At 30.0% G+C, this 23,604-nt stretch carries 18 protein-coding genes and 1 tRNA gene; 12 read left to right on the top strand and 7 right to left on the bottom strand.

The genetic code is table 11. The annotated features are described in order from the left end of the window. Positions 1 to 709: tandem-95 repeat protein (locus tag EC396_RS10595; RefSeq protein ID WP_164975246.1), on the top strand; the 709-nt coding region annotated here is incomplete at its 5' end. Positions 710 to 1,248: 539 nt separating this feature from the next. Here the strand turns inward: EC396_RS10595 and EC396_RS10590 are convergent. Next, positions 1,249 to 1,833: an RNA polymerase sigma factor gene (locus EC396_RS10590; protein WP_129366673.1), complete on the bottom strand. Its 585-nt coding sequence runs from the start codon at positions 1,831 to 1,833 to the stop codon at positions 1,249 to 1,251. A gap of 253 nt (positions 1,834 to 2,086) precedes the next feature. Between EC396_RS10590 and uvrA the strand changes: the two genes are divergently transcribed. After that, on the top strand, positions 2,087 to 4,879 hold the full coding sequence (gene uvrA, locus EC396_RS10585) for an excinuclease ABC subunit UvrA (protein WP_129366672.1): 2,793 nt from the start codon (positions 2,087 to 2,089) through the stop codon (positions 4,877 to 4,879). A gap of 576 nt (positions 4,880 to 5,455) precedes the next feature. Here the strand turns inward: uvrA and EC396_RS10580 are convergent. From EC396_RS10580 to bshB1, 3 genes are all read right to left on the bottom strand, one after another. Then, positions 5,456 to 6,145, bottom strand: a complete 690-nt coding sequence (locus tag EC396_RS10580) for a hypothetical protein (RefSeq protein WP_129366671.1) — start codon at positions 6,143 to 6,145, stop codon at positions 5,456 to 5,458. Positions 6,146 to 6,264: 119 nt separating this feature from the next. Further along, positions 6,265 to 6,340: transfer RNA gene (locus tag EC396_RS10575), tRNA-His, on the bottom strand. A 50-nt stretch (positions 6,341 to 6,390) separates the two neighbouring features. Continuing rightward, a complete protein-coding gene (gene bshB1 / locus EC396_RS10570; RefSeq protein WP_129366670.1) occupies positions 6,391 to 7,107 on the bottom strand; it encodes a bacillithiol biosynthesis deacetylase BshB1 in 717 nt (238 codons plus the stop codon). 238 nt (positions 7,108 to 7,345) lie between these two features. On the opposite strand from bshB1, the gene EC396_RS10565 reads away from it, so the two are divergent. The 5 genes from EC396_RS10565 to EC396_RS10545 all read left to right on the top strand — a co-directional run bounded on the left by EC396_RS10565 (position 7,346) and on the right by EC396_RS10545 (position 14,409). Further along, positions 7,346 to 8,185 carry a Two component regulator three Y domain protein gene (locus EC396_RS10565; RefSeq protein ID WP_164975245.1) on the top strand — a complete coding sequence of 280 codons (840 nt, stop codon included), beginning with the start codon at positions 7,346 to 7,348 and terminating at the stop codon, positions 8,183 to 8,185. 132 nt (positions 8,186 to 8,317) lie between these two features. Then, positions 8,318 to 8,779: a MarR family winged helix-turn-helix transcriptional regulator gene (locus EC396_RS10560; RefSeq protein ID WP_129366668.1), complete on the top strand. Its 462-nt coding sequence runs from the start codon at positions 8,318 to 8,320 to the stop codon at positions 8,777 to 8,779. Between the two features lie 26 nt (positions 8,780 to 8,805). Beyond that, on the top strand, positions 8,806 to 9,927 hold the full coding sequence (locus tag EC396_RS10555; protein WP_129366667.1) for an efflux RND transporter periplasmic adaptor subunit: 1,122 nt from the start codon (positions 8,806 to 8,808) through the stop codon (positions 9,925 to 9,927). Further along, on the top strand, positions 9,927 to 13,103 hold the full coding sequence (locus EC396_RS10550; protein WP_129366666.1) for an efflux RND transporter permease subunit: 3,177 nt from the start codon (positions 9,927 to 9,929) through the stop codon (positions 13,101 to 13,103). The genes EC396_RS10555 and EC396_RS10550 overlap by 1 nt, the downstream gene beginning before the upstream one ends. After that, on the top strand, positions 13,093 to 14,409 hold the full coding sequence (locus EC396_RS10545; protein WP_129366674.1) for a TolC family protein: 1,317 nt from the start codon (positions 13,093 to 13,095) through the stop codon (positions 14,407 to 14,409). Before EC396_RS10550 ends, EC396_RS10545 begins: the two co-directional genes overlap by 11 nt. A gap of 99 nt (positions 14,410 to 14,508) precedes the next feature. Here EC396_RS10545 and EC396_RS10540 read toward each other — a convergent pair whose 3' ends face one another. The 3 genes from EC396_RS10540 to EC396_RS10530 are packed head-to-tail and all read right to left on the bottom strand — an operon-like array spanning position 14,509 to position 18,165. Next, positions 14,509 to 15,618, bottom strand: a complete 1,110-nt coding sequence (locus EC396_RS10540) for an efflux RND transporter periplasmic adaptor subunit (RefSeq protein WP_129366665.1) — start codon at positions 15,616 to 15,618, stop codon at positions 14,509 to 14,511. A 27-nt stretch (positions 15,619 to 15,645) separates the two neighbouring features. Next, positions 15,646 to 16,905, bottom strand: a complete 1,260-nt coding sequence (locus tag EC396_RS10535) for an ABC transporter permease (protein WP_129366664.1) — start codon at positions 16,903 to 16,905, stop codon at positions 15,646 to 15,648. A 12-nt stretch (positions 16,906 to 16,917) separates the two neighbouring features. Further along, the gene (locus EC396_RS10530; RefSeq protein ID WP_129366663.1) at positions 16,918 to 18,165 is read right to left on the bottom strand and encodes an ABC transporter permease; all 1,248 of its coding nucleotides are present in this window, start codon (positions 18,163 to 18,165) and stop codon (positions 16,918 to 16,920) included. A 315-nt stretch (positions 18,166 to 18,480) separates the two neighbouring features. Here EC396_RS10530 and ppdK point away from each other — a divergent pair, with 315 nt between their 5' ends. From ppdK to EC396_RS10505, 5 genes are all read left to right on the top strand, one after another. Then, positions 18,481 to 21,210 carry a pyruvate, phosphate dikinase gene (gene ppdK, locus EC396_RS10525; protein WP_129366662.1) on the top strand — a complete coding sequence of 910 codons (2,730 nt, stop codon included), beginning with the start codon at positions 18,481 to 18,483 and terminating at the stop codon, positions 21,208 to 21,210. A gap of 84 nt (positions 21,211 to 21,294) precedes the next feature. Beyond that, positions 21,295 to 22,056, top strand: coding sequence for a Rossmann-like and DUF2520 domain-containing protein (locus tag EC396_RS10520; protein ID WP_129366661.1), 762 nt, complete (start codon positions 21,295 to 21,297; stop codon positions 22,054 to 22,056). Then, entirely contained in the window at positions 22,040 to 22,567 is a 528-nt protein-coding gene (locus EC396_RS10515; RefSeq protein ID WP_129366660.1) for an HAD family hydrolase, read from the top strand. Before EC396_RS10520 ends, EC396_RS10515 begins: the two co-directional genes overlap by 17 nt. Positions 22,568 to 22,604: 37 nt before the next feature. Beyond that, positions 22,605 to 23,039, top strand: coding sequence for a DUF2147 domain-containing protein (locus EC396_RS10510; RefSeq protein WP_129366659.1), 435 nt, complete (start codon positions 22,605 to 22,607; stop codon positions 23,037 to 23,039). Between the two features lie 176 nt (positions 23,040 to 23,215). After that, positions 23,216 to 23,604: transposase (locus EC396_RS10505; protein WP_164975244.1), on the top strand; the 389-nt coding region annotated here is incomplete at its 3' end.

Genomic DNA, 23,604 nt, shown 5'->3' with positions numbered 1-23,604 from the left:
TGTAATTCCTGGTACTTTTCCTACCAATAAAGGCGGAAGTTTAACTGTAACATCAGATGGTTTATATACCTATATTCCTAAAATAAATTATATCGGTGAAGATACTGTTAACTATACCATTACTGATGGATCTTTAACTTCAACTGCTAAATTAATTGTGACATTAAAACGTCCTAACAATGCACCTGTTGCTTTAAACGACGCTATTACACTACCTGTAAACACTTTATGGGCATCTAAAATAAGTTTGATGCAAAATGATTATGATCCTGATGGTGATGAAATAAGTGTAATTCCTGGTACTTTTCCTACCAATAAAGGCGGAAGTTTAACTGTAACATCAGATGGTTTATATACCTATATTCCTAAAATAAATTATATCGGTGAAGATACTGTTAACTATACCATTACTGATGGATCTTTAACTTCAACTGCTAAATTAATAGTAACGTTAAATCATTTAAATACAACAGCTTCACCTGAAATAAATCTGTATCCAACCACTGTTTATGCTGATTTTACAATTGAAATAAATAATTCAACGCAGATAAATGGTTATATTTATAACTCAAATAAACAGTTTTTACAAAAAATAAATTTAACTAAAGGGATAAACACTTTTAACATAAGTAGCTATCCATCTGGAGTTTACACTATTAAAATCCATCATCCTCAAGGTTTTATTATTAAAAGATTAATTAAAATCTAAAGTTAAGAACCACTAAGGATGTAAATTTTTAATCAAAATACTGTACCTAAAAATCGTTTTAAAAAACGCTATCTCAACAAAAAGTCTTACATCACCTGTAAGGCTTTTTGTTTAACATTGATTTTTTATAATATAAAACATTTATAATTAGAACCTTATAAATAAATTTACTCACTTTACGGAATAACATCGTTAAAAAAGTGGATTTTTCCATTTTAAACTCTCAACTATTTTTGCTTAAAATCTAAATCTCCTAACTTTTAAACTTACCTCTTATTGATTCCATGAAATTAAATAAATTGTAGTTTTTTTCCAAAAAAAAGACTGTCTTTTCAGACAGTCTTTTAAAGAACATTAATTCAAATGTAATTCAATAATCTGCTTTTTGTTGGTTTTTACAACCTTTAATTGTTTAGAATAGTTAAGTAAATATTGAATTATTTCTTGTTTAGGTTGCTCATTATTAAGAGACTTTTTAGTGTAAAATTTCATCATATAAATACGTTTTTTATTTAAACGATGATTTTTTATTTTTAGTATTAATTCACCAAAATAATTTGATGCTCCTCAATAATTTTTCTCAAATTAATTATAGCATAACGCATTCTTCCTAAAGCCGTATTTATACTTACACCTGTATTTTCGGCAATTTCTTTAAAACTCAAATCGTTATACATTCTCATAACCAAAACTTCTTTTTGATCATTAGGTAATTCATCAATCAACCCTTTAATATCAGCTAAAATTTGATCTTTAATAATTTGTTTCTCAACATTTAAAACTTCATCAGAAATAACTGAAAAAATATCAAAACCATTTGAGCTATTAAATTTAGGCATTCTTTTATTTTTTCTAAAATGGTCTATTATTAAGTTATGAGAAATACGCATAACCCATGGTAAAAACTTACCTTCTTCATTATAATTACCTTTTTTTAAGGTTTTTATAACTTTAATAAAAGTATCCTGAAAAATATCTTCAGCAATTTCTTTATCCAATACTTTAGATAAAATAAAATTAAATATTCGGCTTTTGTGGCGCAAAATTAAAATCTCTAAAGATTTTTCATGACCATTAATATAAGTGCTTACCAACACACTATCTGATAAAACGCAACTTTCCATTGTAATATACTTTAAGGGGGTTAAAATGTATTTATAAAAAGTAATGCTGCGTAATAGTTTTTGGTTTTAAAGTGAGATGCAAGTTTACTTATTATTTTTATAAAACACAAATTTATAGTTGCTAATTATTTAAAATACAATTGTTAACAACAACAATAATCGTTTTTTAACATTCCATAATATATCAAATTTCTTTCTATTCATTTTTAAAAATTTGTAGTTATATTTGCGTTTATTCAACTTTTGAAGCAAAATGACAAAAAATATAGCAGCACTTAGCCCTAAAGAAAATATTATAATCAAAGGGGCAAAACTTCACAACTTAAAAAATATTGATGTTGCTATACCACGTAACAAATTGGTGGTAATTACTGGCTTGTCTGGTTCTGGAAAATCTAGCTTGGCTTTTGATACTCTTTTTGCTGAAGGTCAACGTAGATATGTTGAAAGTTTATCTTCCTATGCGCGTCAGTTTTTAGGCAGACTAAACAAACCTAAAGTAGACTATATAAAAGGGATTGCACCTGCAATTGCCATTGAGCAAAAAGTAAATTCAACAAATCCTAGATCTACAGTTGGTACTTCAACTGAAATTTACGATTATTTAAAACTATTGTATGCCCGAATTGGCAAAACATATTCCCCTATTTCTGGCAAAGAAGTTAAAAAACATACCGTAAGCGATGTAATTAACCACATAAAAACAATTGAACTTAAAACCAAGTTGCTTTTACTGGCTCCTGTACTTATTTCTGCTGAAAGAAATGTTTTACAAACCTTAAAAATTTTAGCACAACAGGGATATTCCAGAATTAAACACAACGATTCTATTGTTAGAATTGAAGATGTTAATGAAGAAATTTCGAATGATTTTCAATTGGTTATTGATCGTGTTATTGTTAAAAATGATGAGGATTTTTACAACCGATTGGGCGATGCTATACAAACCGCTTTTTTTGAAGGAAAAGGCGAATGTATTATTGAAAATTTAGACACAAAATCAAAAACCACTTTTAACAATAAATTTGAATTAGATGGTATTTCTTTTTTAGAACCAAATACGCACTTATTTAGTTTTAACAATCCGTACGGTGCTTGTCCAACTTGCGAAGGTTACGGAAATATTATTGGTATTGATGAAGATTTGGTAATTCCAAACACTTCATTATCAATTTATGAAGATGCAATTTTACCTTGGAAATCAGATTCATTTAGCAAATTTAAAAACGATTTAATTACTCACGCCTACAAATTTGACATTCCAATTCACAAACCGTGGTTTGAACTCACTGAAATTCAAAAAAAATTAATATGGAATGGCAACAAATCTTTTGAAGGTTTACACCAATTTTTTCAATTTTTAGAAGAGCAAAGTTATAAAATTCAGTATCGCGTAATGCTATCTCGCTATCGCGGAAAAACAAAATGTACAACGTGTAATGGAAAAAGATTGCGTATTGAAGCTGACAATGTTAAAATTCACCATAAAAACATCAGCCAATTAGTTGATTTACCTTTGGTTGAATTAATTGATTTCTTTAAAAATATTGAATTAGAAGATTTTGAAAAACAAATTGCAAAACGATTGCTAGTTGAAATCAATAATCGTTTAAAATTTCTAAATGATGTTGGCTTGAGTTACTTAACTTTAAACAGAAACTCAAACACTTTATCTGGAGGTGAAAGTCAACGTATAAATTTAGCAACATCATTAGGCAGCAGTTTGGTTGGCTCTATGTACATTTTAGATGAGCCTAGCATTGGTTTACACCCAAAAGATACGGAACTATTAATACAAGTGCTGTTAAATTTACGCAATTTAGGAAATACCGTAATTGTGGTTGAACACGATGAAGATATTATGAAAGCTGCAGATACCATTATTGATATTGGTCCAGAAGCTGGGACTTTTGGTGGTGAAGTTGTAGCTGAAGGAACTTACAATGAAATACTAAAATCCAACTCATTAACAGCGCAATATTTAAATAACAAATTAAAAATAGAAGTACCCAAACAACGACGAAAAGTAAAAAACAAAATTGAAGTTATTGGTGCCAGAGAAAACAACTTAAAAAACATAAATGTTACTTTTCCGTTAAATTGCCTAACGGTAATAACAGGTGTCTCAGGAAGTGGTAAAAGCACTTTAGTTAGCAAAATATTATATCCTGCAATTCAAAAAAAATTGGGTGGTTATGGTGAAAAAACGGGTCAATTTACCGATTTAAAGGGAGATTTCAATCAAATTGAACATGTTGAATTTATTGACCAAAACCCTATTGGCAGATCAAGTCGTTCAAATCCAGTTACCTATATAAAATCGTATGATGACATTCGTGCTTTATTTGCTTCAGAAAAATTATCAAAAATTAGAAATTATCAACCAAAACATTTTTCATTTAATGTTGAAGGTGGACGCTGTGAAGTTTGTAAAGGTGAAGGCGAAGTTACCATAGAGATGCAATTTATGGCCGATGTACATTTAGAATGTGAAGTTTGCAAAGGAAACCGTTTTAAAAAGGAAGTATTAGAAGTTAAGTTTTACGGAAAATCTATCAACGATATTTTAAACTGCACCATAGATGATGCCATTTTATTTTTTAATGAACACGCTGAAACCCGAGTAGCCAAAAAGTTACAACCATTACAAGATGTTGGTTTAGGATATGTTACTTTAGGCCAATCTTCATCAACCTTATCAGGTGGTGAAGCACAACGAATTAAATTAGCTTCATTTTTAGTAAAAGGAAGCCGACAAGCAAAATCACTCTTTATTTTTGATGAACCAACTACTGGTCTGCATTTTCACGATATTAAAAAATTATTAAAATCGTTTGATGCTTTAATTAAAAATGGACATTCAATAATAGTTATAGAACATAACATTGATTTGATAAAATGTGCCGATTATATTATTGATTTAGGTAAAGATGGCGGTAAAACGGGAGGTTCTCTCCTTTTTCAAGGAACACCTGAAGAATTAATAAATTGTAAAGAATCTTATACGGCTAAATACTTGGTTGAAAAATTGATAAAAAGCAACTGAAAAACCAAACTTTTAATTTATAACCGTTGTGGGGAAAACAATTATTTTTAGTTATTATTTTTCAATTGCTTTTAACTTACTAATTAACAATACCTATTTGAGGGGACAATAGTCATTAATTCACTCCATTATTTTTTACAAACTTATATTACAATCAAACTTTTCAACTTTTTATTAAAATCATCAAGCTTACTTTTGCATAAAACCAAGCTTGATGATTTTACTTAATATTAATCAAATGAGGGGTTAAATTGATTAATATTTAGACATCTGTCTGGTAACTTAAAACTCATACTTTTTAAAAAGTGGGGTTATGATGTTTTAACACTGTAAATGTATAAATCTTTTTCAATTAAAAAAAATAAAAAGTGATTTTTTTACCATTTATTATAAAAAACATACCATTTATTATGTTTTTCAAGCATTTTATTTTTATTGACTTTAAAAAAATAGAAGCCAAATATCAATATTTAATTTAAAAAAAAGGTTATATACAAAAAAAGTGAGTTTTAAAACTCACTTTTTTTATCAATTTAAAATCAAATAATCCTCTATAGCTTTAGAGTTCATATTTTTTTAATTTGTTACAGACTCTTTAGCCTTTAAAATCTCCAACTTACTTTTTGCCAGCACAAACTCTGGAAATATTTTAATAGCACGTTCAAAACTTACTTTAGCCTCATTCTCTTTATTCAACCCCATTTCAATTAATCCCTCTAAATAAGCAATAGCAGCTTTTAAATCAACATTTTCAGTATAATTTTCATTTACCTGAAAAGTAACTTTTAAGCCTTCATTTCCAGATAGTTTACTTACTTTTTTTATTGTAATATAAGCAGATTCATATTGTTTCATTCTAAACTCTATACTTGCCAATTTGTATCCTTGGTAATTATTAAGTGTTAAATCAAATAACTTTGCATATGCTTGTTTAGATTTTTCTAAAGCACCAATAGACTCTAAAGAAAAAGCATTTATTTCTAATAATTCTACATTATTAGGTTTTGTTTTAAGTAAATCATTAGTAACCAAAAAACAAGAAACGTAGTTATTTTTGTTAAAATACACATAAGCCAAACTATCTTTGTAAGTACTTTGAGGTCCTTCTAACGCAATAATCGTATACATTGCATTTGCAATAATTGTTTCATCGGCATAAGCTTTTGCAAGTTGTAATTTTTGTTTTTCAAAAGCAATTGCTGCTTCATTTTGAGCAATTGCAGCTGTAGTTATTACAAAAGTTAAAATATAAATTAAGTTTTTCATTTATTAAGATTGATTATTAAGTTGTAAAAATATTTAATTTAGAAAAATAAAGTCCAAAATTTTTCATAAAAAAATGCATAAAAACAAAAAAAGGTCTGAAAAATCAGACCTTTAATTTTGGGTGGAAGACCGGGTTCGAACCGGCGACCCTCGGTACCACAAACCGATGCTCTAACCAGCTGAGCTACAACCACCATATTGCGGATGCAAATATATAACATTTCTTATTTTATGCAAATATTTTTTTAAAATAAATTATCTAATTTTTTTACCGCCACATAACGTTCTGTTTTAAAGCCTTCTGCGTGCTCTACACCTATCAATCTTCCTAAGTCCTGAGCTCTATAAGTAACACTATCTAAAAAGTTTTTACTAGAAATAGGCGAACTTGGCTCTTTACTATTCGCATCATAAAACTGAGAACTGTATGCTTTAACTGCATTAAGCTTCATTTCAATAAAACCAGAAACATCTAAAACAAAATCTGGCTCACAATTTTTCCACTGTATATAGTGGTAAACATTTTTTGGTCTCCAAGCTTCTTGCGCTACTCCATCTAATGTTGTTTCAATCTTTCTCAATCCTGATAAAAAACAAGCATCAGAAACCAACTTACTACCTTTTATATGGTCTATATGTCGATCATCAAAAGCGTTACATAAAACAATTTCAGGTTTGTATTTTCTAATTATTTTAATAACTTCAAGTTGATGTTTTTTATCATTCACAAAAAAACCATCCTCAAAACCAAGATTTTCACGTACCGATACACCTAAAATTTTAGCTGCATTATTAGCTTCTTCATCTCTAATTTCAGCAGAACCGCGCGTACCTAACTCACCTCGTGTTAAATCTAAAATACCTACTTTTTTTCCTAAAGATATTTCTTTGGCAACAGTTGCTCCACAACCCAACTCTACATCATCAGGATGTGCACCTATTGCTAAAACAGCTAACTTCATATTTATAATTTAATATTTTAAGCAAATATAACACAATTAAATTTTTAATTATGGCTATTGATAATGTCACAAAAACACCACTCTTACTCGGTACTGAAAAACCATAAATAAATATGGATTTTCAATAAACGGCAGTAAAAATAAAACAAATGGTATCTTTTATTTGGTAAATTGAATATAATAATCTAATTTAGCTAAAGCATTACAGATAATGTTAAACCCCAAACCCCATAATATTATGAAAAAATTAACTACCCTAGCACTACTTTTCATAGCTTTCACATCTATTGCATTTGCGCAGATTTCTGATTTAGAAAAAAGTTCGTTAGTTGATTTATACAATTCAACAAATGGAGAAAACTGGAATCATTCTTGGGATTTAACACAAGATGTATCTACTTGGTATGGTGTAACAATTACTAACAATTCGGTTACTGAAATTGATTTAAATATGAATAATTTGAATGGATCAATTCCTACTTCAATTAAAAATTTAAACAATTTACAACACCTTAATTTAGGATTTAACCAAATTGGTGGTAAAATTCCTGATGAAATTACAATGCTACAATCTTTAGAAACTTTACATTTATTTATGAATAACCTAGAAGGTGAATTACCTTCAAATATTGGTAATTTAATAAACTTAAAAGAATTGGTGTTATTCAATAATTTGATAAGTGGTTTCTTACCGCTTTCAATTTACAACTTAACTCAATTAGAAAAATTACAATTAAGTAGTAATAAATTTTCAGGAGTACTATTGTCTGCTATTGAAAATTTAGAGAATTTAACAATTTTAAGTGTTTTTGACAATTCAATGTATGGTAATATACCTGCTCAATTAGGCAATTTAATTCAACTTGAAGAATTGGCATTGGCAAATAATTTATTTGAAGGTCAAGTTCCTAATACATTAAGTAATCTTAAAAAATTAGAAACTTTAATTCTTAGCAATAATAGATTTACTGGATCTGTAAATTTATCTATTCAAAATTTACCAAAACTATTGGTTTTTGAATTCAACAACAATCCAAGAGAAATTAACATCTCAAACAAAACAGTTTCTATCAATTAACAAAGTTTTTTTTAAGTTATTATGTAATCAAAAACCACTATTCCAGTGGTTTTTTTGTTATAATAATTTTGAAACTCATAAATAGTTGTATATGCAACTATTTAAATATTATATTTGTTGAAAATTAAAATAATGGACATTGATTTAAATAAATCAGATTTTAATTCAACTTTGGTTCCTTGGCTTGGCAAAACATCTAAAATGATGAATCTGTATATTGCTGATGTGCTTCAAACAAATAATTTTCCAATTACAAAGCAACAGTGGATTGTTTTAAAAATTTTACACGAAGATTATGATGGAATTATTCAAAATGAATTGGCTTTTATAACTGATAGAAACAAAGCTTCACTTACACGACTTATCAATTGTTTAGAAAAAAATAAGTTGGTAATTAGAGTACAATCCAAAGAAGATTCAAGAAAAAAAAGTGTTTATATCACTAAAGAAGGTCGTGAACTATTTTTAAAAACAAAACCACTAATGCTAAACAGCATTTTAAAAACGCAAGAAGGCATTAGTAAAGAGGAAATGAAAATTTTTATACAAATAATGTCTAAGATTCAACATAATTTAAAAGAACAATCCGTTTAGTTTAACAATCAACAATAATTTCAATAATGAGAAAAGGAATTACCATAGTACTGGCAATATTACTAATAGCAGGATCATTTTTGTTTGCAAAATACTTAATAGATAACAAACAAAAGCCAAAACCAAGAGCTAATAAAATTGTTAAAACTGTTTTTACAGAAACCGTAAACAACCAATTGATACCAATTTTAATTACAGCTAATGGTAATTTAGTAGCAAAAAATAAAATTGAACTATTTTCGGAAGTTCAAGGTGTATTAATTGCAACTTCAAAAGAGTTTAAACCTGGTACTACATATAAAAAAGGTGAAACCATTATTAAAATAAACAGTGATGAATTTTACGCTAATTTTCAGGCTCAAAAAAGTAATCTATTCAATGTTTTAACGGCTATTATGCCCGATATACAACTTGATTTTCCTAATGAATACAATAAATGGGAAAATTATTTGAGAAATTTTAATATGAATAAACCTATTGAAACATTGCCAAATATCAATTCAGAAAAAGAAAAGTTTTTTATATCTGGTCGCGGTGTGTATTTAGCATATTACAACGCTAAAAATTTAGAAGTTAAATTAAACAAATACACCATTAAAGCGCCATTTAACGGTGTTTTAACTGAGGCTGTTGTAAACCCTGGAACATTGATAAGATCTGGTCAAAAATTAGGCGAATTTATTGATCCAAGTGTTTATGAAATTAGCGCATCGGTAAAATCTGAATACAGAGATTTATTGCAAGTTGGTAAAACTGTTGAAATTTTTAATTTAGAAAAAACACAATCGTGGATTGGTAAAGTGGTAAGAATTAACGCTAAAGTTGATACCAATACGCAAACTATTGAAGCTTTTATACAAGTAAATGGCACTAATTTAAAAGAAGGTCAATATTTAGAGGTTTTATTACAAGCAAAATCTGAAGAAAATGCCTACGAAGTACCTAGAAAACTACTCATTGAAAACTCAAAATTATATGTTGTAAAAGACTCAATTTTAGATTTAATTACAGTAAATACGGTTTTTGAAAACCACAACAGTGTGGTTATTAAAGGTCTTGAAAACGGCACACAATTATTATCAAAACCTGTTCCTGGTTCTCATCCTGGTATGTTGGTGAAGGTTTTTAATGAAAATACGGCTGAATAATGAAAAAAATTATCACCTATTTTATAAAATTTCCGGTAGCTGTAAATGTAACTATTTTAGCATTTATTGTCTTTGGGTTTGTGGGGTTTTTCTCTATGAAATCTTCATTTTTCCCTTTGGTTGAATCCCAAAATATTTCAATAAATTTGGTTTATCCAGGTGCTTCTCCACAAGAAATGGAAGAAGGAATTGTGCTAAAAATTGAAGACAATTTAAAAGGAATTATTGGTATAGACCGTGTTACTTCTGTTTCCAGAGAAAATTCGGCTTCTATAAGTATTGAAGTTGTAAAAGGCAAAAATATTGATGTTGTTGTAGCCGACGTTAAAAATGCTGTTGACAGGGTTCCCTCCTTTCCTTCAGGAATGGAGCCTCCAATTATTGCCAAAATTGAAAATATTAGACCTACCATTAGTTTTATTATTAGTGGCGATAATATAGATCTTGCAACGCTAAAAGATTATGCTCGCATTGTTGAAAACGATTTAAGAAATATTGATGGTATTTCACAGGTGCGCCTTTCAGGTTTTCCTGAGCAGGAAATTGAAATTGCTGTTAGAGAAAAAGATTTATTGGCCTATAATTTAACGTTTACAGATGTTTCAAATGCTGTAAGTCGTACAAACTTATTAATTTCTGGAGGAAACATTAAAACTGAAGACGAAGACTATTTAATTAGGGCTCGAAATAAAAATTATTTTGGGAACGAAATTTTAAATATTGTTGTTAGAGCTGAGCCTACAGGTAATATTATACGTTTAAAAGACATTGCTGATGTTTCGGATTCTTGGTCTGAAGATCCTGACCGAATTTATTTTAACGGTAAAAAATCTATTGATATTACGGTGAGCAACACCAACAACGAAGATTTAATTTCTACCGCTGATGCTATAAAAGAATATATTGAAAAATTCAACCAACAATACGACCAAGTACAATTAAACGTCTCTAGCGACGCTTCAATTACGCTAAATCAACGTACAGAATTACTGATTAAAAACGCCATTATGGGAGTTTTATTGGTATTGTTTTTCTTGGCACTTTTCTTAAATGTAAGATTGGCATTTTGGGTAGCTGCAGGTATTCCTATCGCCTTTTTTGGTATGTTTATTTTTGCCGCCAACTTAGGCATTACTATCAATGTACTTTCGTTATTTGGAATGATCATTGTAATTGGTATTTTAGTTGATGATGGTATTGTAATTGGCGAAAATATTTACCACCACTACGAACAAGGAAAATCACCTATTAAAGCTGCCGTTGATGGAACTTTAGAAGTAATACCTCCTATTGTTTCGGCAATATTAACAACCATTATTGCTTTTTCTACTTTTTTCTTTTTAGACGGAAGAATTGGCGACTTTTTTAGTCAGGTTTCACTAATTGTTATCATAACATTGGCTGTTTCATTATTAGAAGCATTGATTATTTTACCTGCTCACATTGCACATTCAAAAGCTTTGATGAAAAAGGAAAAGAAACCAAATAAATTAAACAGCTTTTTTCAAAAAGTAAATGACAATGCTGAGAAATTTCTATTTTACATAAGAGATCGTTTTTACATTCCGTATTTAACATTTTTCTTAAAAAACAGAGCTTTGGGATTTGCAATTCCAATTGCCTTATTAATTTTTAGTATTGGTGCAATTGGCGGTGGTATTGTAAAAACTTCATTTTTCCCATCAATTGCCAGCGACCGTGTTTCAATTGATTTAAAAATGTTACAGGGAACCAATGAAAAAATTACAGATTCAATAATTTCTAAAATTGAAGCTGCTGCTTGGGAAGTTAATAATGAGTTTACAAAAAAACAAACGGGTAATATTCCTGTATTTGAAAACATTATCAAAAGAATTGGTCCAGGAACTTCAAATGGTAGTTTAACCATTAATTTATTGCCTGGAGAATCGCGCGATTTTTCTTCACCAGAAATTACAAATGCTATTAGAGAAAAAGTGGGTACTATTTACGGTGTTGAAAGTTTAACATTTGGTTCGGGAGGAAACTTTGGAGGTAGCCCAGTTGCAGTTTCATTATTGGGTAACAATATTGATGAATTGAAAGCAGCTAAAATTGAACTAAAAGAAATTTTAAGTAGCAATCCTCAATTAAAAGATATTTCAGACAATGACCCTGCTGGTATAAAAGAAGTACGCATAAAATTAAAAGACAACGCATACTTGTTAGGCTTAACAGTTCAATCGGTTATGGCTCAGGTTCGTGCTGGATTTTTTGGTTTGCAGGCACAACGTTTTCAACGTGGACAAGATGAAATTAAAATTTGGGTTCGCTATAAAAAAGAAGACCGTTCGTCTATTAAAAACTTAGATGATATGTGGATTACAACGCCCACAAATAACCTAGTCCCTTTTTCTGAAATTGCTACTTATGAAATTGAACGTGGCGATGTGTTAATTAACCATTTAAGTAGTAAAAGAGAAATTCAGGTAACTGCAGATATGAAAGAGCCTGGTGACAGTGCAACCGATATTTTAGACGATATTAAACAAAATATTATGCCTGAAATAAGTTCAAAATACCCAACTGTTTCTGCTGAATATGAAGGTCAGAATAGAGAAGCTAACAAAACAGTTTCATCAGTTAAAAAAGTTGGATTGATTATTTTAGCGCTCATTTATATGGTAATTGCGTTTACTTTTAGATCGTACGACCAACCAATTTTATTGTTGTTAATGATTCCTTTTAGTTTAATTGGAGTTGTTTGGGGGCACTTTTTTCACAATTTCCCTATTAATATTTTATCCTGGCTAGGAATTATAGCTTTAATAGGTATTATGGTAAATGACGGTTTGGTACTTATCGAAAAATTCAACAACTATTTAAAAAGCGGTATGAAATACGATGAAGCACTTATCCAAGCAGGAAAATCAAGGTTTAGAGCCATTGTATTGACTTCTGTTACAACAATTGCTGGTTTAGCGCCTTTATTACTTGAAAAAAGCAGACAGGCACAATTTTTAAAACCTATGGCTATTTCAATTTCATATGGAATTTTAATTGCAACGGTTTTAACTTTGGTAATGTTGCCTTTATTTTTATCTGTTTCAAATTCAATTAAAGTATTTATAAAATGGATGAGAACTGGTAAAAAAGTTTCAAAAGAAGAAGTTGAAAGAGCTATTATAGAATTAAAAAATGAAGAAAATGAACATTAAAAACATACTTACTTTATTTATATTTATAAGTTTTTATACATTTCAGGCACAAGAACTTTTAACAAAAGAAACCGCTGTAAGCATTGCTTTAGAAAATAACTATGGCATTAGAATTGCAGAAAATTCGGTTAAAATTGCTGAAAACAATGCAAGTATTTACAATAGCAGATTTTTACCAAGTGTAGTTGCAAATGCAGGAACCAGTTATAGCAATGATAATTCAATTGCAACCAGACAAGATGGTAGTACTGTTGAAATTAACAATGCTGAATCATCTAGATATAATGGCTCTATAGGTTTAAACTATACCATTTTTGATGGTTTAGGCAGATCTTATAATTACAAAAGATTGAAAGAGCAATTCAACTTATCTGAATTAGAAGCTGAAACTGTAATTCAAAATTCTTTACTTCAAATTTTTACCAATTATTATGAAGTTGCTCGAATTACCGAAAACAAAAAAAATATTGCTGAATCTTTAAACATATCTAAACAACGTTTAAAAAGAGTAACATACGGGTTTGAATATGGTCAAAACACAAAATTAGACGTTTTAAATGCTGAAGTTGATGTTAATAATGACAGTATTAGATATATTAATGAACAGCGTTTATTGGCAAATTCTAAACGAAATTTAAATTTATTATTAGGACGAAATGTTACTGAAGATTTCACAGTAGTAACAAAGGTTGAGTTTAATTCAATTTTTGATTTTAATCAATTGTTAGAAAAAGCAAAAGAATACAATGTTGAAATTCAGAAAATTAATAAAAATATTATGATTAGTGAATACGACATAAAAATCAGCAAATCAAGTCTTTATCCTTTTCTTAATATAAATACATCTTATGGTTTAAATCATTCAAACAACAATCAAACTTCCTTATTTAAAACATTAGAATCTAACGGGTTTAATGCCGGTGTTAGTTTAAGTTGGAATATTTTTGATGGTGGTACAACCAAAACAAGAATTCAAAATTCAAAAATAAATGCAGACAATGTAAGCATTCAAAAAGAGCAAGTTACAAACCAACTAGAACGAAATGTTGCCAATGCACTAGAAATTTACAACAATGCTATTTTTATAATGAATGCTGAAGAAGTTAACGTTGAAACCAATAAAAGAAACTTTGAAAGATCAACCGAGCAGTTTAAATTAGGTCAAATAACCTCTATTGAATTTAGATTGGCACAGGTAAATTTATTAAATGCGCAGTCTAATTTAAATCAAGCTAAATACGAAGCTAAAAATGCTGAAATTTATTTAGTAAATTTAACTGGAGATTTGTTAAATACATCTTTTTAAAAATTCAACAATCAAAAAAAAAGGTCGTTTTAAATTAAAAATTAAAACGACCTTTTTTTATTAAACACCTGTATTAAAGCAGTTTACTTTTATATTAAATTAATCTTTTTCTTTACCTTTAATTTCATTCCAAACTTTAATTTCATCTTCCTTGGTAATTCCGCTTAAAATTTCAACATAAATACCATCACTTACACCCATCTCAATATCTTTTCTTTCAAACTGTTTTTCACCAGTTTTTACCTCAACATAAGGCTTTTTGGTTTTAGTATCAAATTGAACCAAAGCTTCTTTAATAGCCAAAACACTGTCTACTTTAGCCAAAATAATTGACGCATTTGCACTTAAACCTGCTCTAATAAATGTAGTTTCAAGTTTGTCTAAAGTTCCTTTAATTTCAAATTGAACAGCTCCATTATCTAATTTTCCTTTTGGCGCAATATAGTCTAACACCGCATTAAATTTTTTATCTTCAATAGCACCAACAGTTATTTCTAACGGAAGACCTTCTTTAATTTTACCAATTTCAGACTCGTCTACATTGCCTTCAAAAATCATTTTATTAACATCGGCTAATACTGCAATGGTGGTTCCATCGTTAAAATTATTACTTTCAATAACCTGATTTCCAACTTCAACAGGCATTTCTAAAACCATTCCAGAAACCGTTGATCTAATTAAGGTATTTGCTGAATTTCCCAAACCTGTAGTAGAACCCGTTTTTACAATGTCGTAATTTTGATTGGCAGCTTTAAAAGCTTGTTGTGCCTGAAAATAAGTAACTTCGGCTCTTTCTAAATCTTGCTGAGAAACTACGCCTTTTGAATATAAAGTATTCTGACGCTCATAATTTCGCTTTTCATCATCTAAAGAAATTTTTGCAGACTGAATCGCATTTTTAGCATTGTTTAAAGCCGATAAATTTGGAATAACTTTGATTTTAGCAATCAAATCATTGGCTTGTAAAACATCTCCACCTTCAACATAAATTTCTTCAATAACTCCAGAAATATTAGGTTTAATTAGCACTTCTTCCAAAGGAATAATACTACCAGTTGCCACTGTTTTTTTAACAATGGTTTGGATTGAAGGCTTTTCGGTTTTAAAAACTACTGGATTTTCGGCGTTTTTTTGATATAAATAATACATAGCGCCACTAAACGTAACAACTATAAAAATTAATATAAAAATAGTTACTGATTTTTTCATCGAATGGTCTTATTTTTTGATTGATAATTATTCATTCCTAAGCGCGTCTACTGGTTTTAATTTGATGGCATTTTGCGCTGGAATTAAACCTGCCAACAAACCTGAAAATATTAATATGGTCAACGCTATGGTAATAACTCCAAGATTTACACTTGGACTAACAAACATATCTATTGGCCCTGATATTTCTAATACATAATTGATGATATATATAAATGTTGCTCCAAAAACAATACCGGCCATACCCGAAATAATGGTCAAAAAAACCGACTCAATTAAAATTTGTCCGCGTACATTTGAAGGTGTTGCCCCCAATACTCTTCTAATTCCAATTTCTTTGGTTCTTTCTTTTACAACAATCAACATAATATTACTTACACCAATAATACCCGATAAAAGCACTAAAATACCTACAAAATACGCAATTACTTTTAATGCTATAAATAAAGACTCTACCCTATTGTATTGCTCAAACAAATCAAAATGCCCAACGGCTCTTTTATCTTCTGGATGAATTTTATGATTCTTTTTTACAACATCAAAAATTAACTCTTTTATAGCTGTTATTGGTGTACCATCATTAGCAGTTATAGCCATCCAACCAACCTTATCTCCCATATTAAATGCCTGTGAAAACGAGGTAAACGGAATGTAAATTTGCTTTTGATCTTCTTCTCCATCGCCACCACTTGTTTTTTTCTTATAAGTACCAATTACCATAAAATTAACACCTTGTATTTTTATGTAAGTACCTATAACTTCTTCATCTTTATCATACAATTCTCTTCTTACACCATCTCCAATAATAGCAACTTTTCGTTTTTCATTGATATCTGCATAATTTATAAACCTGCCTGAAGTAATATCCATAGGATCCTGATTGATAATTTCAGGATAATCTCCATACACATTAAAAGCACCAACATTTAAACCTCTAATCACATTGTTTCCACCTCTAAAACCACCCAATTGATTGCGAGGTGATATAAATCGAAGATTGGCAACATTTTCACGAATATCAGCAACATCCTCTAAATCATAATTATATCGCCTACCTTTAGACATACCCTCATAAGATTTTGTAACCGTTTGAGTCCACATAAACATGGTATTGGTTGCAATATCTCCAAAATCTTGTTTAATGCCATTTTCTAAACCTTTTCCTGCCGCCAATAACAATATTAAAATAAATATTCCCCAAAAAACCCCAAAAGCAGTCAATAAAGTTCTAACCCAATTACTGGTTAACACTTCAATTATTTCGTTCCAACGGTCTTTGTTAAACATAGTTTTATTTATTTACTCGTGGCTCAATGCTTTTACTGGTTGAATATTTGCGGCTCTCCAAGCTGGTATAAAACCAGCCAAAGCCCCAGCAACTATCAAAATAATAACCATTGAAATTGCCATTGAAAAATTAACTGACGGATTTAAAACATAATCTACTTTAATATTTGGTCCAACAACTTCCAACAATGCCATGCTTGAAATTAAACCTGCAAAACCTGCAACTGTTGTTACAAAAATAGACTCTTGCATTATCATCCAAATAATTGCCCAGGGTTTTGCACCCAAAGCTTTTCTAATACCAATTTCTTTGGTACGTTCTTTTACAATAATTAGCATAATATTACTTACACCAACCACACCTGCAATAATGGTACAAATACCCACAAACCAAAAAAAGAAAGCAATATTACTTGTTAAAGTATAATACCGTTTTGCTTCGTCCATAGCATTAAATGTATTTATTGCGCTATTATCATCGGGAGAAACGGTATGACTTTGTTTTAATTGTTGTTTAATCTCTTCAGTAAACTGATCAGAAATTGCTAAAGCTTCATCAAAACTTTTTTGTGGTTTTAAGGTAAAAGCTAAATTATTTACCCTATCTCCTCCGTTAAAAATTCTTTGAGCTGTAGTTATAGGAATGTAAAAATTATCTTCTTCTCTATCTCCTCCTGGATCTGTATAAACACCAATTATTTTAAAATTAATACCCGAAAGCTGTAAGTATTCTTCTAACGGATTTTCAACATTTTTAAGTAATTCCTTTTGAATTTTACTACTTATAACTATAACTTTGTTTTTAGAATCTGTATCTGCATCATTGATATAGCGACCTAAAACCATTTTCTGATTTTCAATTTGCTGATAATTACCTCTTACGCCTATAACCCTATACGAAACAAATTCATCTTTATAATTTACATTACCACCACGCACTCTAAACACATCCGATTTATATTCTAACTCATCTGCATAGGTAGTTGCTATCTCATTATAATCTTCATTTTTAAGTCTAATTCGCCTACCAGGATTTAACCCTTTATACTCTTTGGTAGTAACTTCTGTCCAAACCCAAATTCTATTAGTCGCATCGCGTTCAAACTCTTTTTTAATTCCGTTTTGCATGCCCTGACCAAAACCCAATAAGATCACAAGAATAAAAATTCCTGATGCAACCGAAATTCCAGTTAAGAAAGTACGTAATTTATTTTTACGAATTGTTTCAAAAATTTCTTGCCAGCGATCTATATCAAACATGTTTTTGAGTAGTTTTTTAAAAAATTTTAAAAGGGGCACTTATAATTGACGCTTAAATGTACAATTTGTTACACTTATATTAAACCCAATTTAAAAAAACACTTGTTAAAACTTCGTTAATTCATTAAATTCATCTTAAAAATAAAAAAAATATACCAACAAGTTATTTTCAATATTAAAATACAAATACATAAAGCAAAAATCATTTAATTTCAGTACTTTAGAAATCATTATATGATAAAAATCATATTAAAAGAATGCGGTTATTTTTAAATTTAAGACATAAAACCAGTATTAATTATTAATTTCACAATTATGGATACCTTACAAGAAACTAAAACACGCGTATTTAAGTTTGGAGATAAAACTGCAGACGGTAATAGTAAAATGAAAAACCTTTTAGGTGGCAAAGGTGCAAACCTTGCTGAAATGAATTTGATTGGTATACCTGTACCTCCTGGATTTACAATTACTACTGAAGTTTGTACAGAATATAACCTCTTAGGTCAAGAAGCCTTGGTAAATTTAATAACACCTGAAGTTGAAAAAGCAATTGAAAATATTGAAAATATAATGGGTGCCAAATTTGGTGATAAAGAAAATCCTTTGTTGGTTTCTGTACGTTCTGGTGCTAGAGTTTCTATGCCAGGTATGATGGATACCGTTTTAAATTTAGGTTTAAATGATGAAGTTGTTTTAGGTTTGGCTGCCAAAACAAAAAACGAACGTTTTGCTTGGGATTCTTACCGTCGTTTTATACAAATGTATGGTGATGTAGTTTTAGGTATGAAACAAGAATCTAAAGACGATATTGATCCTTTTGAAGAAATTATGGAGGCCTTAAAACATAAAAGAGGCATTGTATTAGATACAGATTTTACGGTTCAAGATTTAAAAGATCTTTGTTACGATTTTAAAAATGCTGTTAAAAAAGGTACTGGACACGATTTCCCAACAGATCCTTGGGAACAACTTTGGGGTGCTGTAGTGGCTGTTTTTAATAGTTGGAATGGTAACAGAGCTATTTATTACAGAACAATGAATGGATATCCTTCTGAATGGGGTACTGCAGTAAATGTACAAGCTATGGTTTATGGCAATATGGGAAACAACTCTGGTACAGGAGTTTGTTTTACACGTGATGCAGGTACTGGCGAAAATCTATTTAATGGTGAGTATTTAATCAATGCGCAAGGTGAAGATGTGGTTGCTGGTACTAGAACACCTCAACAAATCACTAAAATTGGTTCTATTCGTTGGGCTGAATTGGCCAAAATTGAAGAAGAAGAGCGTGCTAAAAATTATCCTTCATTAGAAGAATTAATGCCTACTATTTATAATGAATTAAATGAATATCAACAAAAACTAGAAGACCATTATAGAGATATGCAAGATATGGAATTTACCATTCAGGATGGAAAACTTTGGATTTTACAAACTCGAAATGGTAAACGCACAGGAGCTGCTATGGTTAAAATAGCTGTAGACAAATTAAAAGAAGGTTCTATTACCGAAGAAGAAGCTTTGTTGCGTATTGAAGCCAATAAACTAGACGAATTACTGCACCCTGTTTTTGACACAAAAGCGCTAAAAAGAGCCCATGTAATTGCTCATGGCTTACCTGCGTCTCCTGGTGCAGCAACAGGTCAAATTGTTTTCTTTGCAGATGAAGCCGCAAAATTTAAAAGCAGCATTTTAGTGCGTATTGAAACTTCTCCTGAAGATTTAGAAGGAATGAATATTGCCAAAGGTATTTTAACAGCTCGTGGTGGTATGACATCTCATGCTGCAGTTGTTGCTCGTGGTATGGGTAAATGTTGTATTTCAGGTGCTGGTGCATTACAAATAAATTATAAAACCCGGACATTAACTGTTGATGGTCACGAATATCACGAAGGCGATTGGATTTCATTAAATGGTTCAACTGGTTATATTATTGAAGGTAAAGTAGCTACAAGCGAACCTGAATTAAGTGGTGAATTTGCTGAATTGATGAAATTATCAGATAAATACACAACAATGAAAGTTCGTACCAATGCCGATTCTCCTAAAGATGCTAAAGTAGCTGTTAAATTTGGGGCACAAGGTATTGGATTAACCAGAACTGAACATATGTTTTTTGAAGCCGATCGTATCAAAGCAATGCGTGAAATGATTTTATCTGACACTATAAAAGGTAGAAAAATAGCTTTAGAAGAATTGTTACCTATGCAACGTAGCGATTTTGAAGGTATTTTTGAAGCTATGGCAGGTTTGCCTGTTACTGTTCGTTTACTAGATCCACCTTTGCATGAATTTGTACCTCACGTTTTAGTAACCCAAAGAGAATTGGCTGAAGAAATGCATATTTCATTAGAACAGGTTAAAGCAAAAATAGCCGAATTGGAAGAATTTAACCCAATGTTAGGGCACAGAGGTTGTAGATTGGGCATTACCTATCCAGAAATTACCGAAATGCAAGCCAGAGCAATTATTGAAGCTGCTTTAAATTTAAAAGAAAAAGGCATTGTAGCTGTTCCTGAAATTATGATTCCGTTAATTGGTACTGTTGCAGAATTTGAAAACCAAGCTGCTGTTATAAGAGCAACTGCAGACAAAGTTTTTGAAGAAAGAAACGATACAATTGAATATTTAGTTGGAACAATGATTGAAATTCCTAGAGCTGCTTTAATAGCAGATTTAATTGCTGCTAAAGCTGATTTCTTCTCTTTTGGAACCAATGATTTAACCCAAATGACATTTGGTTACTCTCGTGATGATGCTGGTAAATTCTTACCTATTTATATTGAAAAAGGAATTTTAACTTCAGATCCATTTGAAGTATTAGATCAACAAGGTGTTGGTCAATTGGTTAAAATGGGAACCAACAAAGGTCGAAGTGTAAAACCTAATCTAAAAGTTGGTATTTGTGGTGAGCACGGTGGCGAACCTAGTTCTGTAGAGTTTTGTTATAACACAGGAATGAACTACGTAAGCTGTTCTCCATTTAGAGTTCCAATTGCTCGTATTGCATCTGCACAAGCTGCTATTAAAGCAAAAGCATAATTTTAAACCAAAATTTTTCTTAAAAATTCCGTCTTTTCACAAGGCGGAATTTTTTTTATAATTCAATTAAAGTATCTTAGCACTATGATAAAAGTTGTTATAATTGGTAGTGGCAATTTGGCATTTCATTTAACAAATGAATGTTTAAAAAGCAATGCTATTAATCTTGTGCAAGTTTATAGCAGAAATATTGAAAATATTGAATACTTAAAATCAAAAACTTCAATTACCCATAATTTAAAAAATTTAAAAGAAGCCGATATTTATATTATAGCTGTTTCAGACAATGCAATAGCTGACGTTTCAAGCCAATTAATGCTTCAAAATAAATTGGTAGTTCACACATCAGGTGCAATTGGTTTAAATGAATTAAAATCTCAATCAAATAAAGGTGTTTTTTACCCTTTACAATCTTTTTCAAAATCAAAAAAAATAGATTTTACAACAATTCCTATTTGTATTGAAGCTGAAAATAAAAAAGATTTAAAAATACTGGAAAAACTTGCTAAATTAGTTTCAAATAAAGTTTACTATATTAGCTCAGACCAAAGAAAAAGCTTGCATGTTTCAGCTGTATTTGTCAACAATTTTGTAAATCATATGTACTATATTGGTAACGAAATTTGCAATTCAAATAATATTCCGTTTGAAATTTTGGCACCTCTTATCAATGAAACTTCAAAAAAAATTGAAAGTTTAACACCTTTTGAAGCACAAACGGGTCCTGCAAAACGCAACGATACCAAAACAATTGAAGAACATTTATCAAGTTTAAATAAAAATCAACAAGACATTTATAAATTAATTACAAAATCTATTCAAGAATTATATGGAAAAAAGTTATAAAGAAATTATGCCGCAAATTACAACCTTTATGTTTGATGTTGATGGCGTTTTAACCGACGGAATTATTTCGGTTCAAACTAATGGAGAATTAACACGATCAATGAGTACTAAAGATGGTTATGCACTTATAACTGCTGCAAAAATGGGATACCATATTTGTATAATTTCTGGCGGAGATAATGAAGGAGTTAGAAAAAGATTACAAGGTTTAGGTATCAAAGATATTTATTTAGGAGCTCACGATAAAATGGTGCAATTTCACGATTACATTGAAAAGCACAATATAAAACCTGAACAAATTTTATATATGGGAGATGATATTCCTGATTTTCCTGTAATGAAAGTTGTTGGTTTAGCAGCCTGTCCAAAAGATGCTGTTGCTGAAGTTCAGGATATTTCTCATTATATTTCACAAAAAAAAGGAGGAAAAGGTTGTGTACGTGATGTAATAGAACAAGTTTTAAAAGTACAAGGAAAATGGGCTGGCCAATACCACGCAAAATACGATTAATAAAATAAATAATAAACCAAATTTAAAATCCAAACACATGAAAAAATTTATAATATTCACAATAGCTTTTGCTGTTTTAGGAACATTTATGGGTAATGCTCAATCTATTTTTGGTAAATGGAAAACCATTGATGATGAAACTGGTAATGAAAAATCAATTGTTGAAATTTACAATGTAAACGGAAAAGCATATGCCAAAGTTTTACAATTATTAGAAAAAGGAAAAGAAAATAAAATTTGTGATTTATGTTCTGGCGACAAAAAAAACAAACCTGTTAAAGGAATGGTTATTATTGATGGTCTTTCTCAAGATGGCGATGAATGGAATGATGGAATAATTCTAGATCCTAAAACAGGTAAAGAGTATAAATGTTATATTACTTTAGAAACCAACAACAAACTAAAAGTGCGTGGTTATATTGGTTTTTCTTTATTAGGAAGAACTCAGTATTGGTATAAAGTTGCTGAATAAATTAGTTTAATTTCAATTTTATAGTCTAAAATTACGAGATAGTTTACCAACTATTTTTATCTATTAAACCACAATAAAATAAAAGAAGCCGTCTCATAACCTGAGGCGGTTTTTTTATTAAATGATTTGTATAAAAACCGGTCATTTTGTATCTTTAGGTGTTGATAATCAAAGATATGAATACAAATTTTCAATCCTATAATCAACAGCAAAATTGGCTTTTTCCACCTTCTATTGAAGAGCTTATTGCTGATGATCATCCTGTTCGAATAGTCAATGGAATAGTTGAGCAACTCGACTTAAGTTTGCTGGTAGAAGAATATAGTAAAGAAGGAAAACCAAGTTACCATCCAAAAATGATGCTCAAGGTAATGGTCTATGCCTATATGGATAATACCTATTCTAGCCGTAAGATAGAAAAGGTAATGCGAGAGAACATCAACTTTATGTGGCTTGCTGCGCAACAAGTTGCTGACCATAATACTATTGCACGTTTTCGCAGTAAAAAACTGAAGACTATTTTTAAAGACATTTTTAAACAAGTTGTTTTACTTTTAGCAGAAGA

It is taken from the genome of Lutibacter sp. HS1-25 (assembly GCF_004121075.1).
In the GTDB taxonomy this organism is placed as follows: Bacteria; Bacteroidota; Bacteroidia; order Flavobacteriales; family Flavobacteriaceae; genus Lutibacter.
This window is presented reverse-complemented; position numbering and strand designations above follow the sequence as displayed.

Bases quoted from the DNA above. Each gene is read 5' to 3' on its own strand.
- EC396_RS10590 (WP_129366673.1), bottom strand. From the start codon at position 1,833: ATGGAAAGTTGCGTTTTATCAGATAGTGTGTTGGTAAGCACTTATATT.
- uvrA (WP_129366672.1), top strand. From the start codon at position 2,087: ATGACAAAAAATATAGCAGCACTTAGCCCTAAAGAAAATATTATAATC.
- EC396_RS10580 (WP_129366671.1), bottom strand. From the start codon at position 6,145: ATGAAAAACTTAATTTATATTTTAACTTTTGTAATAACTACAGCTGCA.
- bshB1 (WP_129366670.1), bottom strand. From the start codon at position 7,107: ATGAAGTTAGCTGTTTTAGCAATAGGTGCACATCCTGATGATGTAGAG.
- EC396_RS10565 (WP_164975245.1), top strand. From the start codon at position 7,346: ATGAAAAAATTAACTACCCTAGCACTACTTTTCATAGCTTTCACATCT.
- EC396_RS10560 (WP_129366668.1), top strand. From the start codon at position 8,318: ATGGACATTGATTTAAATAAATCAGATTTTAATTCAACTTTGGTTCCT.
- EC396_RS10555 (WP_129366667.1), top strand. From the start codon at position 8,806: ATGAGAAAAGGAATTACCATAGTACTGGCAATATTACTAATAGCAGGA.
- EC396_RS10550 (WP_129366666.1), top strand. From the start codon at position 9,927: ATGAAAAAAATTATCACCTATTTTATAAAATTTCCGGTAGCTGTAAAT.
- EC396_RS10545 (WP_129366674.1), top strand. From the start codon at position 13,093: ATGAACATTAAAAACATACTTACTTTATTTATATTTATAAGTTTTTAT.
- EC396_RS10540 (WP_129366665.1), bottom strand. From the start codon at position 15,618: ATGAAAAAATCAGTAACTATTTTTATATTAATTTTTATAGTTGTTACG.
- EC396_RS10535 (WP_129366664.1), bottom strand. From the start codon at position 16,905: ATGTTTAACAAAGACCGTTGGAACGAAATAATTGAAGTGTTAACCAGT.
- EC396_RS10530 (WP_129366663.1), bottom strand. From the start codon at position 18,165: ATGTTTGATATAGATCGCTGGCAAGAAATTTTTGAAACAATTCGTAAA.
- ppdK (WP_129366662.1), top strand. From the start codon at position 18,481: ATGGATACCTTACAAGAAACTAAAACACGCGTATTTAAGTTTGGAGAT.
- EC396_RS10520 (WP_129366661.1), top strand. From the start codon at position 21,295: ATGATAAAAGTTGTTATAATTGGTAGTGGCAATTTGGCATTTCATTTA.
- EC396_RS10515 (WP_129366660.1), top strand. From the start codon at position 22,040: ATGGAAAAAAGTTATAAAGAAATTATGCCGCAAATTACAACCTTTATG.
- EC396_RS10510 (WP_129366659.1), top strand. From the start codon at position 22,605: ATGAAAAAATTTATAATATTCACAATAGCTTTTGCTGTTTTAGGAACA.